9 protein-coding genes are annotated in these 16,373 nt (G+C 69.3%); 7 read left to right on the top strand and 2 right to left on the bottom strand.

The features are described 5' to 3' along the window. The first annotated feature begins 10 nt into the window (after nt 1-10). A complete protein-coding gene (locus tag KZ820_RS19420; protein WP_219750505.1) occupies nt 11-1,144 on the top strand; it encodes an endo-1,4-beta-xylanase in 1,134 nt (377 codons plus the stop codon). 43 nt (nt 1,145-1,187) lie between these two features. On the opposite strand, the gene KZ820_RS19415 is transcribed toward KZ820_RS19420, so the two are convergent. After that, nucleotides 1,188-4,640 carry a TonB-dependent receptor gene (locus KZ820_RS19415; protein ID WP_219750532.1) on the bottom strand — a complete coding sequence of 1,151 codons (3,453 nt, stop codon included), beginning with the start codon at nt 4,638-4,640 and terminating at the stop codon, nt 1,188-1,190. A 309-nt stretch (nt 4,641-4,949) separates the two neighbouring features. Between KZ820_RS19415 and KZ820_RS19410 the strand changes: the two genes are divergently transcribed. Genes KZ820_RS19410 through KZ820_RS19390 form a run of 5 tightly spaced genes read left to right on the top strand, consistent with a single transcriptional unit; the run spans nt 4,950 to nt 12,070 of the window. Beyond that, nucleotides 4,950-6,464, top strand: a complete 1,515-nt coding sequence (locus KZ820_RS19410) for a tryptophan halogenase family protein (RefSeq protein WP_219750504.1) — start codon at nt 4,950-4,952, stop codon at nt 6,462-6,464. A 2-nt stretch (nt 6,465-6,466) separates the two neighbouring features. Continuing rightward, complete coding sequence (locus tag KZ820_RS19405) at nt 6,467-7,948, top strand: tryptophan 7-halogenase (RefSeq protein ID WP_219750503.1); 1,482 nt, start codon at nt 6,467-6,469, stop codon at nt 7,946-7,948. Beyond that, the gene (locus KZ820_RS19400) at nt 7,945-9,546 is read left to right on the top strand and encodes a tryptophan halogenase family protein (RefSeq protein WP_219750502.1); all 1,602 of its coding nucleotides are present in this window, start codon (nt 7,945-7,947) and stop codon (nt 9,544-9,546) included. The genes KZ820_RS19405 and KZ820_RS19400 overlap by 4 nt, the downstream gene beginning before the upstream one ends. Beyond that, nucleotides 9,543-11,069: a tryptophan halogenase family protein gene (locus KZ820_RS19395; protein WP_219750501.1), complete on the top strand. Its 1,527-nt coding sequence runs from the start codon at nt 9,543-9,545 to the stop codon at nt 11,067-11,069. The genes KZ820_RS19400 and KZ820_RS19395 overlap by 4 nt, the downstream gene beginning before the upstream one ends. Continuing rightward, the gene (locus tag KZ820_RS19390; protein WP_308462288.1) at nt 11,066-12,070 is read left to right on the top strand and encodes a cupin-like domain-containing protein; all 1,005 of its coding nucleotides are present in this window, start codon (nt 11,066-11,068) and stop codon (nt 12,068-12,070) included. The genes KZ820_RS19395 and KZ820_RS19390 overlap by 4 nt, the downstream gene beginning before the upstream one ends. Nucleotides 12,071-12,106: 36 nt before the next feature. Here the strand turns inward: KZ820_RS19390 and KZ820_RS19385 are convergent, their stop codons facing one another. After that, entirely contained in the window at nt 12,107-13,138 is a 1,032-nt protein-coding gene (locus KZ820_RS19385) for a cupin-like domain-containing protein (protein ID WP_219750500.1), read from the bottom strand. A 476-nt stretch (nt 13,139-13,614) separates the two neighbouring features. On the opposite strand from KZ820_RS19385, the gene KZ820_RS19380 reads away from it, so the two are divergent. Further along, nucleotides 13,615-16,368, top strand: coding sequence for a TonB-dependent receptor (locus KZ820_RS19380; protein ID WP_219750499.1), 2,754 nt, complete (start codon nt 13,615-13,617; stop codon nt 16,366-16,368). Nucleotides 16,369-16,373: the final 5 nt, after the last annotated feature.

Genomic DNA, 16,373 nt, shown 5'->3' with positions numbered 1-16,373 from the left:
GGAGCCGCGCATGGGCTGGTCGCCGACACGACGCGAGGGACTGGCGGCGCTCACCGCCGCGCTGGGGACAAGGCCCGCCTTCGGCGCGAGCGGCCCGCCCGGGCTCGACGCGGTCGCACGCCCGATCGGCGCTCGCTTCGGCTCGGCATTGTCGAGCCGGCCGCAGGGCGCCTCGGCGGACAATCCGCGCTACGCCGCGCTACTGCGCGCCGACTGCGGCGTGCTGGTCGCCGAGAATGAGATGAAGTGGCAGCACCTGCGCCCGGCCCCCGATCGCTTCGACTTCGCCGCCTTCGACCGGATCGCCGACTTCGCGACCCGCGAGCACATGGCACTGCGCGGGCACAACCTGCTGTGGCAGAGGCGCAAGTGGATGCCGCGCTGGCTTGAGGCGCATGATTTCGGCGCGCGTCCCGCGACCGAGGCGGCGCGCCTCCTGCGCGAGCATATCGAGACCGTCACGCGCCGCTACGGCACGCGCATCACCAGCTACGACGTCGTCAACGAGGCGGTGACGCCCGAGACCGGCGCGCTGGAGGAGACCGCGCTCAGCCAGGCGCTCGGCGGGACCGAGGCCACGCTCGACCTCGCTTTCCGCACCGCGCGCGCCGCCGCCCCCCACGCCGAGCTGGTCTACAACGATTACATGAGCTGGGAGCCTGGCAACGCGGCGCACCGCGCCGGCGTCCTGCGGCTGCTGGAAGGCTTCCGCCGGCGCGGCACGCCGGTCGATGCACTCGGGCTGCAATCGCACATCGTCACCGCCGGCAGCGACACCGCGCCGAGTGCGCGCGCCTACGAGGGCGAGTGGCGGCGCTTCCTCGATGCGGTGACCGCGATGGGTTATCGCCTGCTGATCACCGAGTTCGACGTGCGCGACAACGGCCTGCCGGTCGAGGTCGCCGCGCGCGACCGCGGCGTGGCCGATTACGCGCGCCGCTACCTAGACGTGACGCTGAGCTACCCGGGGCTGCGCGACGTGCTCGCCTGGGGGCTGTGCGACCGCTTCAGCTGGATCGGGCCGTTCGAACCGCGCCCCGACAAGGCGCCGCGCCGACCCTGCCCGTATGACGTCGACTATTGCCCCAAGCCGCTGCACGCGGCGATCGCACGCGCGCTGGCGGAGGCGCCCGCGCGCGCGTGACGCGGCGATCGCCCGCCGGAGCGAGGTCCGGCGGGCGTGCTCCTCAATAATTGGCGCGCAGGATGATCGAGTAGCGCCGGTCGTTGGTGAAGTAGGAGCGCGGTGCGAGGTCGTCCGAGCCGCCCTTGTAGGCCTGGAGCAGCTTGGTCGTCGTGTTGGTCAGATTGACCCCCTGGACCCCGAGCTTGACCCACTTGTTGAGATTGATGAAGGCCGAGGCGTCGAGCTGCCCGGTCGCGTCGTTGAAGATCGACGTGTAGGGGAAGATCACGTCCGCCGCGGTGAGCAGGAAGCGGGAGCGCCAGTTGTACGCGGCGCGCAGCGAGACCGGCCCCTTCTCGTAGAAGGCGGTGGCGTTGATATTGTGCTTCGACAGTCCTTCCAGCGGCAGATTGCCCTTGGCGATCGTCGAGTCGGACGAAGGCGTGCCGCCGTTGAGGAAGGAGTTGGGCAGACCCGAGCTGTCGATATAGGTGTAGTTGCCGTTGAAGCCGAGGCCGCTCAGGAAGCCCGGCAGGAAGTCGAAGGTCTGCTGGTAGGCGACCTCGAAGCCCTTGATCTTGCCCTTGCCATCGTAATTGGCGGGGCCGCGCGCCTGGATGTTCTGGGTGATGCCATTGTTGGTGATCGAGCGGTTGACCAGCGACTGGTAGAAGAAGCCGTCGACCGTCTTGTAGAAGGCGTCGAGCGAGATCTGGCCGACGCGGCCGAAATACCATTCGACCGTCGCGTCGAACTGCCAGGCAGTAGCGGGCTTGAGGTACGGGTTGCCCGCGTTGATCGTCACCGTGCCTGAACCCGGCTCGAGCGCATAGGTCACGTACGGCCTTATGTTCGCGAAGTCCGGCCTGGTCAGCACCTTCGATGCGGCGACGCGAACGATCAGGTCGTTGGTGACGCCGAATTTGAGGTTCGCGCTCGGCAGCCAGTAATTGTAGCTGTTCGTGAAGTCCGCCGGCTGCGAGGCGTAGCCCGGCGTGGCGAAGGTGCGCAGCCGCTCATATTCGGTCTCGCCGAGGTTGCACACGCCGCCGGGCTGGGTGACCTGCGTGGTCCCGTCCGGCAGCTGTCGCGTCGTCGCCACGCAGCGAGTGGAGAAGGGATCGACCACACCGAGCTCGGTACGGTTGGGCACCGCGGTCTCGGTGCGCGACTGCACCGTGGTCCGGACATAGCGGACGCCGACGTTGCCGGAGAGGCGGATGCCGCCGAACACCGGCTCGTTGTTGCCGAACTGCACCATGGCATAGGCGGCGGTGTCCTGCTGGTTGACGGTCGACACCTCGGACGGGAGGAAGTCGGTCCCCGGGATCGCGCCGACGCGCTGGCCGGCGGCGAGGAACCTGTTGGTCGCGGTCGCACCGTTGGTGTTGCGCCAGACGTCGTTCTGCGACTGGAAGAAGCTGGTCGCGCCATTATAGTCGCCGATCAGGTCGCCGTTGTAGAAATAGGCGCTGGGCGGCGCCGCGGTCTTGCCGCGGAAGAAATTGTCGAAGGAGTAGAGCGACGAACGGCTGGTGTCACCCTGGTTGAAGGTGACCGGCGCACCCGACCAGACTTCGCTGATCGCACCCCAATTGTACGCCGTGTAACGGACGTCCTGCTGGCGCTCGGCGTAGCGCGCGCCGAACTTCACGCGTTGCAGGAAGTCACCGTCGTCGAACTTATAGGCGAAGTCGCCCTTGATCTGATATTCCGAGCCGACGCTGTGCTCGATATGGTCCATCGCCGCGCGCCAGAACTGGAAGTCGCGGCTCTGGAAATAGTCCGAGTCGCTCGCGGCCGCCATCGCCGGGTTGGGGCTCGCCCAATTGGCCGCGAGCGTCAGCGGCTTGTGCGGGATCACGACGGGGATCTTGCCGGAGAGGTCGAGCTCCTCGTCGGCGAAGGTCGAGCCGAACACGCTCAGGTCGGTGACGTCGTGCTTGGCGTAGGTATAGTCCGCGTCGAGATTGATCGACCAACGGTCATCGGGGTTGATCTTCAGGTTGAAGCCGGCATCCTTGACGAGGTTCTCGTCGTACACCTGGCGACGCGACAGCGACTGCTGCATGCCGCCCGACGGGACGGTCGTGGTCGCCGAACCGCTCGAGGCGGTGCGCCAGCCGTTGCCCGGCAGCGTGATGAAGCCGCTCTGGAACAGCCCGCTGTCGTCGTAGACGAAGTTCGGATAGGGCCCGCCGCCGGGATTGTAGCCGTTGCCACGCTGGTTCTCGCCGAACTGGAACTGGCCCGCGCCGTTGAGCTGGCACTCCGCGCGCGTGGTGCTGTTGCCTGCGCCGTTGAGCGGACCGTTGCCGTTCTGCTGGCAGCCGGCCGGATAGGTGTTGTACTCGGAGAGATCGGGCGCGGTCTCGAAGGTATGCTCGCCCCAGGCGCTGCTGGAGTGGGTGCGCAGGAACTGTGCGGTGAAGGTGGTGCGCTCGTCGGTGCTCTGCCACTGTACCGCCAGCGCCTGACCGTCGCGCTTGCGATCGTAATCCTGGCTGCGGAACTGGCCGCCGATCGGTGCATAGGCCAAGGCGGTCGGGTCGGCGTAGCCGTCCGCTCCAGCCGTGCCCTGCGCGCCGCAGACGTTGGCGGGATTCGGGAAGGACTGACCGCCGACACCATTGACCGTGCCGGGCAGCAGGGTGAAGCCGTCGGTGGTGCCGGGCAGCTGGTTGCGGCACGTCACCGTGGTGTTGGTGCCGGTGCCGGTGGCGGCCTGCACGCCGTCGCGCGTCTGGAAGTTGGTGACCTGGATGCCATCGGCGCGGCTCTTCAGCCGCGAGTAGGAGGCGTTGGCGAGGATGCCGAACCGACCGATCGGCGTCTCCCAGGTGTTCGAGACCAGCAGCGAACCCGTCGGCGCCCATTCCTTGGCGAAGTCGCCGTAATTGGCCTCGATCCCGCCTCCGATGTGGAAGCCCTTGTTGTCGAACGGCTTGCGGGTGTTGAGGTTGACCGTGCCGGCGAGCCCGCCCTCGATCAGGTCGGCGGTCGCGTTCTTGTACACCTCGACGGAGCCGAGCAGCTCCGACGGCACGTCGGCGAAGTTGATCGCCTGCCCGCCGATGCCGGCCGAGAAGGTGTCGCGCCCGTTGAATTCCGAGCGGACGAAATTGAGCCCGCGAACGTTCACACCAGAACCCTCGACCGAGAAATGGTCCGGGTCGTTGTTGCCGGCGAAGCGGTTGATCGACACGCCCGGCACGCGCTGCAATGCCTCGGTGACCGATCGGTCGGGCAGCGCGCCGATGTCCTGCGCCGTGATCGCGTCCACGACGGTGTCGGAGTTGCGCTTGATGTTCTGCGCGTTGGCGAGGCTCTGCCGGATACCGGTGACGACGATGTCGTCCGCACCCGCCGCATCGGTCGCCGGCGTGTCGCCGCCGCTCTGGGCGGCCGGATCCGATCCTGGCGTGTTCGGCGAGGTTGCCGCACCGGCGGTGTTCTGTCCGGTCGCCGGGCCGGTCTGCGCGAACGCCGGGGCAGCCAGCGCGACGACACACATCGCCGTCACGGAAGCCCCGGTCAGAACGACCCGGTTACGAAGTCGGGTATGGCCGCCGCGGGCAGGCTTGTCCTCGATGATCATCACACCCCCTCCTGAATAATCATACTACGATGTCTCTCCGCGGCGACCGCGTGGCATCTTCCATCGATGGGTACGACCGCCGCGGCCGCGCTGCAATGAAAATGTTTGCGCTATCATTTTTCCTTATTCTGTGTGGCTTTCCGGCATTCCCGCGGCCGCCGCTTGCGCTATGACAGAGTCGATCGCGACGCCGGTACGGACGTTCGCGACAGGAGTTGGAGGCGGATGGAGCGGGCGGAACGACAGCGCGTGGTGGTGGTCGGCGGGGGAACGTCCGGCTGGATGACCGCGGCCGCGCTCGCCAAGCTCCTGCCGGGGCGCTGCACAGTCGATCTGGTCGAATCGGAGGCGATCGGGATCATCGGCGTGGGCGAGGCGACGCTGCCGCACATCCGTGCCTTCAACGAGCGGCTGGGCATCGCCGAGGCCGAGTTCATGGCGGCGACCCGCGCTACCTTCAAGCTGGGGATCGAGTTCCGCGACTGGGCGCGGATCGGCGACAGCTATATCCACCCGTTCGGCACCTTCGGCCGCGGCAGCGGCGAGGTGCAGTTCCACCATTATTATATGCGACTGCTGCATGCGGGGGTGGTGCTGCCGCCGATCGAAGCCTTCTCCATGGCCTGCTCGCTCGCCCGCGCGAACCGGTTCGGCGCGCCGTCGGCCGACCCGCGCCAGATCGCCTCCACCTTCGGCTATGCCTATCAGTTCGACGCGGTGGCCTTCGCGCCCTATCTGCGCCGGCTCTCGGAAGGCCTGGGCGTACGCCGCACCGAGGGCCGGATCGTCGACGTCGCGCGCGACCCGCTCGGCGGCGACGTCACCGCGGTGGTGCTGGAGGACGGCCGCCGCGTCGAGGGCGACCTGTTCGTCGACTGCTCGGGGTTCGTCGCGCTCTTGATCGGCAAAGCGATGGGCGAGCCGTTCGACGATTGGTCGCGCTGGCTTCCCGCCGACCGCGCGGTGGCGATGCCGTGCCGCACCGCCACCGCGGTGACGCCCTATACCAGCGCGATCGCCATGCCCTCAGGGTGGCGCTGGCGCATCCCGCTCCAGCACCGCACCGGCAACGGCTATGTCTTCGCCAGCGACTTCCTCGACCAGGGCGCCGCCGCCGACGCGCTGGTGGCTGCGGTGGAGGGCACGCTGCTCGCCGAGCCGCGCGTGCTGCGCTTCAAGGCGGGACGGCGCGCGCGCAGCTGGGTCAACAATGTCGTCGCGATCGGGCTCGCCTCGGGCTTCCTCGAGCCGCTCGAGTCGACCAGCCTCTATCTCGTCCAGCAGGCGATCACCGCCCTGGTCGAGCTCTTTCCGGAACGGCACATCGGGGCGGCCGATCGCGACGAGTTCAACCGCCTCGTCAACATGGAATATGATCGCGTCCGAGACTTCCTGATCCTGCACTATCACGCGACCAAGCGCGACGACTCGCCCTTCTGGGCCTACGTCCGCAATATGGAGATTCCGGACAGTCTGGCCGAGAAGATGGCGCTGTTCCGGCGACGCGGCCGCGTGGTGAAGTACCGCGAGGGTGCCTTCCTCGATGCCAGCTGGGTGTCGGTGTACCTCGGCCAGCGAGTCCTGCCGGACGGCCACGACCCACGTGCGGACGGGCCGGAAGCGGAGATCCTCGCGGCAGGAATGCGGCGACTTCGCGGCGAGATCGAGGCAGCGATCAGCGGCATGGCCGACCACCGCGACTTCCTCGCGGGCTATTGCCCGATGTCGGCGGCGGCCTGACGATGCTGGACGCGCCGATCCGCAGCGTCGCCGTGGTGGGCGGTGGCATCGTCGGTTGGTCCGCCGCGGTGGCGCTGCGCCGCCGCGTGCCGGCGCTCGCGGTGACGGTCCTCGCTTCCCCGCCCACGCCCGACGCGCTCGCCGATCGCCTGCCGCACACCTTGCCGTCGACGATCGGCTTCCACGACGACCTCGGCCTGCGCGAGGAAGATGCGGTAGTACGCGCGGGCGGGGCGTGGCGGCTCGGCACCCTGTTCGAGGGCTGGGTCGACGGTCTGCCCCCCTATGTTCACGCTTATGGCAGCTACGGCCGGCCGTTCGGCACCGCCTCCTTCCACCATCACTGGGTTCGCGCCGCGCACGCGGGGGCCGTCGCGCCGTTCGACTCGCACGCTCCGGCCGCGGCGCTGGCGCGCGCAGACCGGGTGGCGCTTGGCGCGGACGATCCGCTGCTCGGCGACGTCCAGCCCGGGCTGGTGCTCGACGTCGAGCGCTACCGTGCCATGCTCGCCGCCTTCGCGCGCCATCTCGGCGTCGACGTGCGCGAGGGCACCGTGGCCGCGGTGCGGCTGGGCGGCGACGACGGCCTCGTCGAGCGGCTCGTGCTCGACGACGGCGCGTCGCTCGAGGCCGACCTCTACGTCGACGCCAGCGGGCCGCGGGCCATCGTCCGCGGCGCGATCGACCAGGAACGCGAGGACTGGTCGACGTGGCTGCGCTGCGACCGGCTCGTCACCGGCGAGGGCGCGCCCGAGCCGCTCTCGCCCCTCGATCGGGTCACCGCGGCGGACGGCGGCTGGCGCTGGCGCAGCGCGGCACCGGGGCGCACGCTGCACGGCCTCTGCTACGCCGCCGCCGCGCTCAGCGACGCGGCCGCCACCGACGCGCTCGCCGCGGCGGGCGCCACCACCGTCACCGCGCCGGTGTCGTTCCGCCAGGGCACACGCCACGAGCCCTGGGCGCGCAACTGCGTCGCGGTGGGGGACGCCGCGACGGTGATCGAGCCGCTCGACTTCACCAACCTCCACCTCGCGCAGAGCGCGATCGACCGGATCGTCGCGATGATGCCCGGGCGCGCCTGCCACCCGCTCGAGCTCGCCGACTACAACCGCCAGGCGAGCGCCGAGGTCGCGCGCGTGCGCGACTTCGTGCTGTGCCACTATGCCACGGCGCGGCGGCCCGGCGCCTTCTGGCAGCCGCCCGCGAGCCTGCCCGAGAGCCTCGAGCGCACGCTGCGGCTGTTCGCCGAGCGCGGCCGCCTTCCCTTCTTCGAGGAGGAGACGTTCGCGCGCGACGACTGGCTCGCGCTGCTGCTCGGCCAGGGCGTCCTGCCGCGGCGCGTGGACCCGCTGATCGATGTCACCGCCGCGGCGGACAGCGACCGCGCCATGGCGGCCTATCGCGCCGCGATCGCGCAGGCGGTGGCGCGCTGCCCCACCGCCGACGATTATCTCGCCACCGCACGGGGACGGCTCGCCCGATGAACGAACATACCATCCGCCACGTCGTCATCCTGGGCGGCGGCACCGCCGGCTGGATGGCCGCCGCGGCGCTGTCGCGCTTCCTCAACAACGGCGTGACACGGATCACCCTGGTCGAGTCCGAGGAGATCGGCACCGTCGGCGTCGGCGAGGCGACGATCCCGCCGCTGCTCACCTTCAATCGCATGCTCGGCATCGACGAGCAGGACTTCATCCGCGCCACCGGCGGCACCTTCAAGCTGGGCATCGAGTTCGTCGACTGGGGCGGGCTGGGCGAGCGCTACTTTCACCCGTTCGGCGCGCACGGCCACGATCTCGGCGGGGTCCACTTCCACCAGCTCTACCTGCGCGAGCGCCAGCGCCGGGTGATGCAGGACATCTCGGCCTGGTCGATGAGCGCGGTCGCGGCGCAGGCGGGCAAGTTCGCGCCGCCCTCGCCCACCGCGCAGTCGGCGGTGAAGGAGCTGCTCTACGCCTATCACTTCGACGCCGCCCGCTACGCCGACTTCCTGCGCGGCTACGCCGAGCGCAACGGCGTGCGCCGCGTCGAAGGCAAGGTGGCCGCGGTCGCGCAGCGACCCGAGGACGGCTACGTCACCGCGCTGCGGCTGGAGGACGGCCAGACCATCGCGGGCGAGCTGTTCGTCGACTGCTCGGGCTTCCGCGGGCTGCTGATCGAGGAGACGCTCGCCACCGGCTACGAGGACTGGCGCCGCTGGCTGCCGTGCGACCGCGCGGTGGCGGTGCCGAGCGCGCTCGCCGGCGATCCCGACCCCTATACCCGCGCCACCGCGCGCGGCGCCGGCTGGCAGTGGCGCATCCCGCTGCAGGAGCGGATGGGCAACGGCCTGGTCTATTGCAGCGACTATCAGTCGCGCGAGTCGGCGGAGCGCGAGCTGCTCCACCATCTCGAAGGCGCGCCGCTCGCCCAGCCGCGCCACCTCGCCTTCACCACCGGCCGGCGCGCTCTGGCGTGGAACCGCAACGTGGTCGCGCTGGGGCTCGCCTCGGGGTTCGTCGAGCCGCTCGAGTCGACCTCGATCCACCTCGTCCAGTCGGGCATCGCCAAGCTGATCGCGCTGTTCCCCGACCGTCGCTTCGCCGCGGTCGAGCGCGACGAGTATAACGCGCAGATGCACGAGCTGTATGAGGACGTGCGCGACTTCGTCATCCTGCACTACAAGGCGACACGGCGCGACGACACGCGCTTCTGGGAGCGCTGCCGCACGATGGACGTGCCCGCCAGCCTCCAGCGCAAGATCGACCTGTTCCGCGCCAAGGGACGCGTCTTCCGCGAGGGGCGCGAGCTGTTCGCCACGACGAGCTGGGTCGCGGTCTGCCTCGGCCAGCATATCGTGCCCGACGAGCACGAGCCCGCCGCCGACGCGCTCGACGAGGAGCGCGTCGCCGAGGCGATCGAGCAGATGCGGCGCGATTATCTCGCCGTGGCGGACAAGCTGCCGCGACACGGCGATTTCCTCCGCCACATCGGCGCCGCCACGGCACCGGCCGCCGCGCCCCCGCCAGCCGCGCCCGATCCGGGGCCGACCTTCTCCTTCGCCTCCGAGACGCCGTTCAACTTCTCGGCCGACCCGCTGTGAGGGCGGACTCGATCCGCCGCGTCGTGATCGTCGGGGGCGGCACCGCGGGATGGATGGCGGCCGCCGCGATCGCGCGCGTGCTCGGCGAGATCCCCGGCCTGTCGGTCGAGCTGGTCGAGTCCGAGGCGATCGGCACCGTCGGCGTCGGCGAGGCGACGATCCCGCAGATCGTGCTGTTCAACAAGATGCTCGGCATCGACGAGGCCGAGTTCCTGCGCGAGACCCGCGCCACCTACAAGCTCGGGATCGAGTTCGTCGACTGGCTCCGGCCCGGCCATCGCTACGTCCACCCGTTCGGCTTCTACGGGCTCGACATGAAGGGGATCGAGTTCCACCACTTCTGGCTCAAGGGCCGCGAGCTGGGTGACGACACCCCGCTCGACGCCTATTCGCTCGCGGTGGTGGCAGGGCTGCAGGGCCGCTTCGCCCACCCGCGCCCCGATCAGCCCGGCTCGCCTTTGTCCAAGCTGGGCTATGCCTTCCAGTTCGACGCCGGCCTGTACGCGCGCTTCCTGCGCCGGCTGGCCGAGGCGAACGGCGCGCGGCGCACCGAGGGGCGGATCGTCGCCGTCGAGCGCGACGGCGAGAGCGGCCATGTCGCCGCGGTGGTGCTCGAGTCGGGCGCGCGCGTGGAGGGCGACCTGTTCCTCGACTGTTCGGGGTTCCGCGGGCTGCTGATCGAGGAGACGCTAGGCGCCGGCTTCGAGGATTGGCGCCACTGGCTGCCGTGCGACCGTGCGGTCGCGGTCCCCTGCGCCAACGGCGGCGACCGCCAGCCGCTGACGCGCTCCACCGCGCGCGCGGCGGGTTGGCAGTGGCGCATCCCGCTCCAGCACCGCATCGGCAACGGCTATGTCTACGCCTCGCAGCACCTCTCGGACGACGAGGCGGCGGCGACCTTGCTCGCCAACCTCGACGGCGCGCCGCTGGGCGACCCGCGGCCGCTGCGCTTCACCGCGGGGCACCGCCGCCGCGCCTGGGTCGGCAACACGGTCGCGCTCGGCCTCGCCGGCGGGTTCCTCGAGCCGCTCGAGTCGACCAGCATCCACCTCGTCCAGTCCGCCATCGCGCGGCTGCTGACCTATTGGCCGACGCGCCGCTTCGACCAGCGCGAGATCGATCGCTTCAACGCCGCGCATGTCGCCGACTATCGCGACATCCGCGACTTCCTCGTGCTCCACTACAAGGCGACCGAGCGGCGCGACTCGCCCTTCTGGGACTATTGCCGCACGCTCGAGCCGCCCCCCGGGCTCGCCGACAAGCTCGCGATCTTCGCCGCCAACGGCCGCGTCTTTCGCGAGGGCGATGAATTGTTCACCGAGACGAGCTGGCTGTCGGTGATGGTGGGCCAGGGCGTCGCCGCCGGCGGCTATCACCCCGCCGCTGACCTGCTGAGCGATGCCGAGACGCTGGCGCGGCTCGATCATATCCGCCGCGTCGTGGCGGAGACCGCGGCGCTGCTGCCGCGGCAGGATGATCACCTGCGCGGGCTCGGCTGCGAGCTGGTGGGGCTGGCGGCGTGACCGCGCCGCTGCCCGAGCTGACCGGCGTCGACCGCCGCCGCTTCGAGGCGGAAGTGCGCCCCGCCGCGCGCCCGGTGGTGCTGCGCGGCATCGCGCGCGACTGGCCGGCGGTGGTCGCCGCGGGCGAGTCGGCCGAGGCGGGCGTAGGCTATCTCAAGCGCTTCAGCCGGCCCGCGCCGGTGCCCGCGATCCTCGGCGAGCCCGGGATCGCGGGGCGCTTCTTCTACACGCCCGATCTGAAGGCGCTCAACTTCGTGCGCGGGCAGACCCCGCTCGATCCCTTCCTCGATCGCCTGCTGCGCGATCGCGCCCACGCCGAACCCTATGCGATGGCGATCCAGTCGGTGCCGCTGCCCGAGCTGCTCCCCGGCTTCGCCGAGGCCAACGGCTGCGCGCTCGTGCCCGACGGCGTCGTCCCGCGCATGTGGCTGGGCAACGCGATCCGCGTCGCCACGCACTATGACCTGATGGAGAATGTCGGCGTTGTGGTGCTGGGGCGGCGGCGCTTCACCCTGTTCCCGCCCGAGCAGATCGCCAACCTCTACATGGGGCCGCTCGAGCTGACACCCGCGGGCACGCCGGTGAGCCTGGTCGATCCCGACGCACCGGACCTCGAGCGCTTCCCGCGCTTCGCCGCGGCCCTGCGGACGGCGCAGAGCGCCACGCTGGAACCGGGCGACGGCATCTACATCCCGTTCCACTGGTGGCACGCGGTGGAGTCGCTCGAGCCGGTCAACGCCTTCGTCAATTACTGGTGGAACCCGGCGCCGGTCGGGCTGGGCAACCCCTATGACGTGCTGCTCCACGCGCTGGTGGCGATCGCCGCGCTGCCGGCGGACCAGCGCGCGGCCTATCGCGCGGTGTTCGACCATCTCGTCTTCCGCCCCGATGGCGCGCCCGCGGCGCACCTGCCCGACGACGTCAAGGGCGTGCTCGGCCCGCTCGACCCCGGCACCGCCGCGCGCATCCGCGCGACCTTGGTGGACAGCCTGGGGCGGTAGGCTCCTCATAGATTCCGCCCCGAAAGGGGAGGATTCTCACACCCGCCCGCCGAGCAGCCTGATGAGAAAGCCGCGCAGCCGCTCGGTCCTTGCCGCACTTCCCGGGCCGAGAATGCCGCGCGCGGCGGGCGGCAGGTGCGCCGCGGCCTGGTCCGCGTCGGGCGAGAAGACATAATGGTCGAACCAGCCGCGCCACGCCGCTTTCTGCGCGGGCGGCAGGTCGCGCACGCTCATCAACGCGTGGATCAGCGCGCCGAAAGGCGAGGCGGTCGCTTCCTGCTCCCACCAGTAATTGACCAGGACGTTGAGCGGATCGAGCGCGCGCACGTGATGCCACCAGATCGCCGGTATGAAGAGCGCGTCCCCTGGCCCGAGCTCGGCGACCAGGGCGTGGCGTCTCGCCTCGGCGAAGCGCGGGTAGCGCGCCAGATCGGGCGAGTCCGGGTCGACCATGCTCGACGGCGGCCCCGCCATCGTGTGATCGAGCGGGCCGACGTACAGGTTCGCGATCTGATCGGGCGGAAAGAGCGTGAACCGCCGCCGGCCGTGCACCACGCAGGCTATGTTGTTCGACTGGTCGTAGTGGGTCGCGACCTGGGTGGCGTTGCCGATCCACAGCCGAGCGGGCGTGTCGCCCGTCGGCAAGCCGATCGCATTCTCCTCCTGCCAGCCGGGCAGATGGTCGGGCGCGGTGGCCGCATTGGCGTAGAGCGCGTGGGGCGCCGCTATCCCCTCCTCCGCGAACCGGACCAGCTCGCCGAGCAGCTGCCCCAGCGCCACGGTCTGGCGCGTGAAATTGAAGCCGGTCAGCGTCTCGTCGTAGAAGAAGCGGCCCTCGATCGCTGGCGCACCGATCATCACGTCCAGCGGCCGCCCGCCGCCGAAGCGCGCGAGATAGGACGCCATCGCGCGATCTCCCTGCGCACCGGCGCGCACCGCGGCCCAATGGCTCACCTGCCCGCGCAGCACGATCGGGGCATAGCTTCCCACGATCTCGCGCGCGAACGTGGCGGCGTCGACCGCCGGCGACTCGGTGACGAAGGTGATCGGAGCGGCGACGCTGGCCATGTTCACGCACTACCTTCGAAACACGCGGAAGACGAATCGACATGGCGCACGTTTGTTTTCGGACCAGCTACTCGCAGCAAGGTGGAGAACGCGAGTAGGTTGTCGCCTCCCGCCCGTCGCGGTGATGTCGACAACCCCCGGTAAGACGTTCCAATCGCCGGGCTCCACGTACGGCGGGCCTATCACGTCAGCTCGCGAGACCAGAGCGATGACTCAGAGACTGACAAACGAGCGATCGCGCACCCTCGGCCGAAGACCGCAACCATGTGGCGCCACGCTGATCAGTCGCGGTGCGGCCCCACACGCACTCTCACCGACACGATCCTGGTCCTGAAAGTATGACAAATGCGACATAAATACCGTTGCATTTTCGCGTCGGTCGCGTGAGACAGCCGTCAGAGGGTGTCGAAGAGCGCCTGGACGACGGATCCTGGGGAGGATGAATGATGGGGACGGTTCTGAGGGCCGGAGTGTCGTTGACCGCGTTGCTGATCGGCGCACCGCTCGCGCACGCGCAGGACGTGCGATCGCCGGTCGCTGGCGCGGGGGCGACCGAGGCCGGCACCTCCGATCCGGGTCAGCCGCAGCTGACCGACCCGGCGCAACCCGACGAGGGCGCGACCGGCGATGACATCGTCGTCTCCGGCCTGAGGCGCAGCCTCGAATCCGCTCAGGCCATCAAGCGCACCTCAGATGGGATCGTGGACGCGATCGTCGCGCAGGATATCGGCAAGCTCCCCGATACCTTCGCCTCGTCGGCGCTGCAGCGCGTCGCGGGCGTCGCGGTAACACGCGGCGGGGGCGAGTCGGCCGGCGTGACGGTGCGCGGACTGCCCGACCTGACCACGACCTACAACGGGCGCCAGATCTTCACCGCCGAGGGGCGATACGTGCAGATCCAGGACTTCCCCGCCGGCACCGTCGCCGCGCTGGAGGTCTACAAGTCCGGCCTGGCGGACCAAGTGGAGGGCGGCATCGCGGGCGCGATCAACGTGCGGGGTCGCCGCCCCTTCGATTTCGACGGCTTCGAACTCTCCGGCTCGCTCAACGGGGTGCTGTCGCAGCAGTCCGAGAAGATCGTGCCGAACGGCAATTTGCTGATCAGCGATCGGTGGGACACCGGCATCGGCGAGATGGGGCTGCTGCTGAATGCCTCGTACGTGGGCGTCAACTTCCTCGATTCGACGCGTGAGCAGTCGCTGGTGATCGCAACGACCGACGGCACCAACGCACCGGGCGCGCAGGCCGGCCTGCGCTACCCCGACGCGCAGGGCAATTTCCTCGGCTACGGCAATCGCTACCGTCCCTCCGTCAACGCCGCCTTCCAGTGGCGGCCCACGCCCGAGCTCGAGATCTACGCCGACGGCCTGTACCAGGGTTTCCGCTCGAAAGATTATAATCGGTGGATGTTCGTCCCGATCTTCGGTGATGGCGTGAGACTGTCCGACGTGACGACGATCTCCGGCACCGACAAGGTCGCGACGGCGACGGTCAGCGGCGCCGTGCGACCCGAGGGCTATACCGGCTCCTTCAACGGCAAGACCGACACCTACCAGGGCGGCATCGGTGCGACCTGGAAGAAGGATCGCCTGCAGGTCTCGGCGGACGTCGCTTACACCGACAGCACCTATACCGCGAACCTCGTGAACGTCGACTATGCCGCCACCCGCTCGCCGGTCCGCACCGTCGCGTTCGAGGCCTCGCGCGACGGTGGACCGACGCAGACCTTCGTCGATTTCGACATCACTGATCCGGCCAGTTTCATCAGCCGCGGCCTCTACCAGGAGCTCACCGTGGTGAGCGGCAAGGACTGGCAGGCGCGCACCGACCTCTCCTACGACCTTGACCTCGGCTTCTTGAAGCGGCTGCAGGTCGGCGTGCGCTACGCCGATCGCGACGCCGCGCGCGACTTCGGCAACCTGTACGTCAACAACGAGCCGGCCGGGATCCCGCTCACCGCCCTACCCGGCGCCGACGTGCGGACGAGCCTGCCCGGCTTCACCTACAACGACGTGCAGCGCAACAAGGCCTATGCCGCGCTCACGCGCGACAGCATCCGCGACAATCTGGTCGGGCTTCGCAGCTTCTACGGCCTGCCCGCCGGCACGCCCCCCTTCAACCCGCCCGACAACTTCCGCGCCAACGAGAAGTCGTACGCGGCCTACGGACAGATCAAATACGGGTTCGATCTCGGGAGCATGATCGTGGACGGCCTGGTCGGCCTGCGCGCGATCAAGACCAAGACGCGGATCAGCGGCTTTTCGCGTGTCGAGGATACCGGGGGTGCGGTCACCTTCCCGCCGATCGCCGCTAACAACGAATATACCGACTATTTGCCCAATGTGAGCGGTCGCTTCGCCTTCACGGACAAGTTGCAGCTGCGCCTGGCCTACACCCAGACGCGTACCCGCCCCAACTTCTTCGATCTGCGCCCGAACACCTCGCTGGGGCAGCCGGTGGTGCTCGCCCCGGGCGATCCGTGCCTGACCGATCCCACCACCGAGGTGTGCGTCGAGCGGCTTCGTCGCGGTGGCTCGGCGGGCAATCCGGACCTGAAGCCGCTCACGTCGAACAATTACGACGCGAGCTTGGAATATTACTTCTCGCGCACCGGCTCGTTCACCGCCGCGATCTTCCGCCATGATGCAGAGGGCTTCCTGGCGACGGTGGACGATCGGTCGGCGCCCGGGCTCCGGATCGCGCGTCCCGTCAACCTCGGCCAGACGCGCCTGCAAGGCGCCGAGGTGCAATTCACCACTTTCCTCGACATCGATGGGCTACCCGACTGGGCGAAAGCCTTCGGCGTCCAGGCGAACGGCACCTTCATCGACGCGAAGGGCGATCTGCAGCCTAATTTTGCGGCGACGCTGAACAACGAACAGCAGGCGTTTCCCGGTGTTTCCAAGTGGGCGTACAATGTCGTGGCGCTGTACGAGCGACCGCAATTCTCCGCCCGGCTCGCGTACAATTACCGCTCCAAGTTCGTGCAATTCTACAGCCTGGAAGCGCTCGATCCGACCGCGCATGCCGTGATCGAGAAAGGGCGCGGTCAACTCGATCTGTCGACGTCGGTGACCCCGCTGCCCAACGTCACGCTGGCATTCGACATCGTCAATCTGCTCGGCAACCCGCTGCAGCGCTATCGCCAGTTCGACACGGGTGACAGTTTCACGCGGCAGGTGCTGTACATCGAGCGCGCCTATTCGCTGGGGGTGCGGTTCCGCTTCTGAGATGA

This window comes from Sphingomonas citri (genome assembly GCF_019429485.1).
GTDB lineage: Bacteria > Pseudomonadota > Alphaproteobacteria > Sphingomonadales > Sphingomonadaceae > Sphingomonas > Sphingomonas citri.
This window is presented reverse-complemented; position numbering and strand designations above follow the sequence as displayed.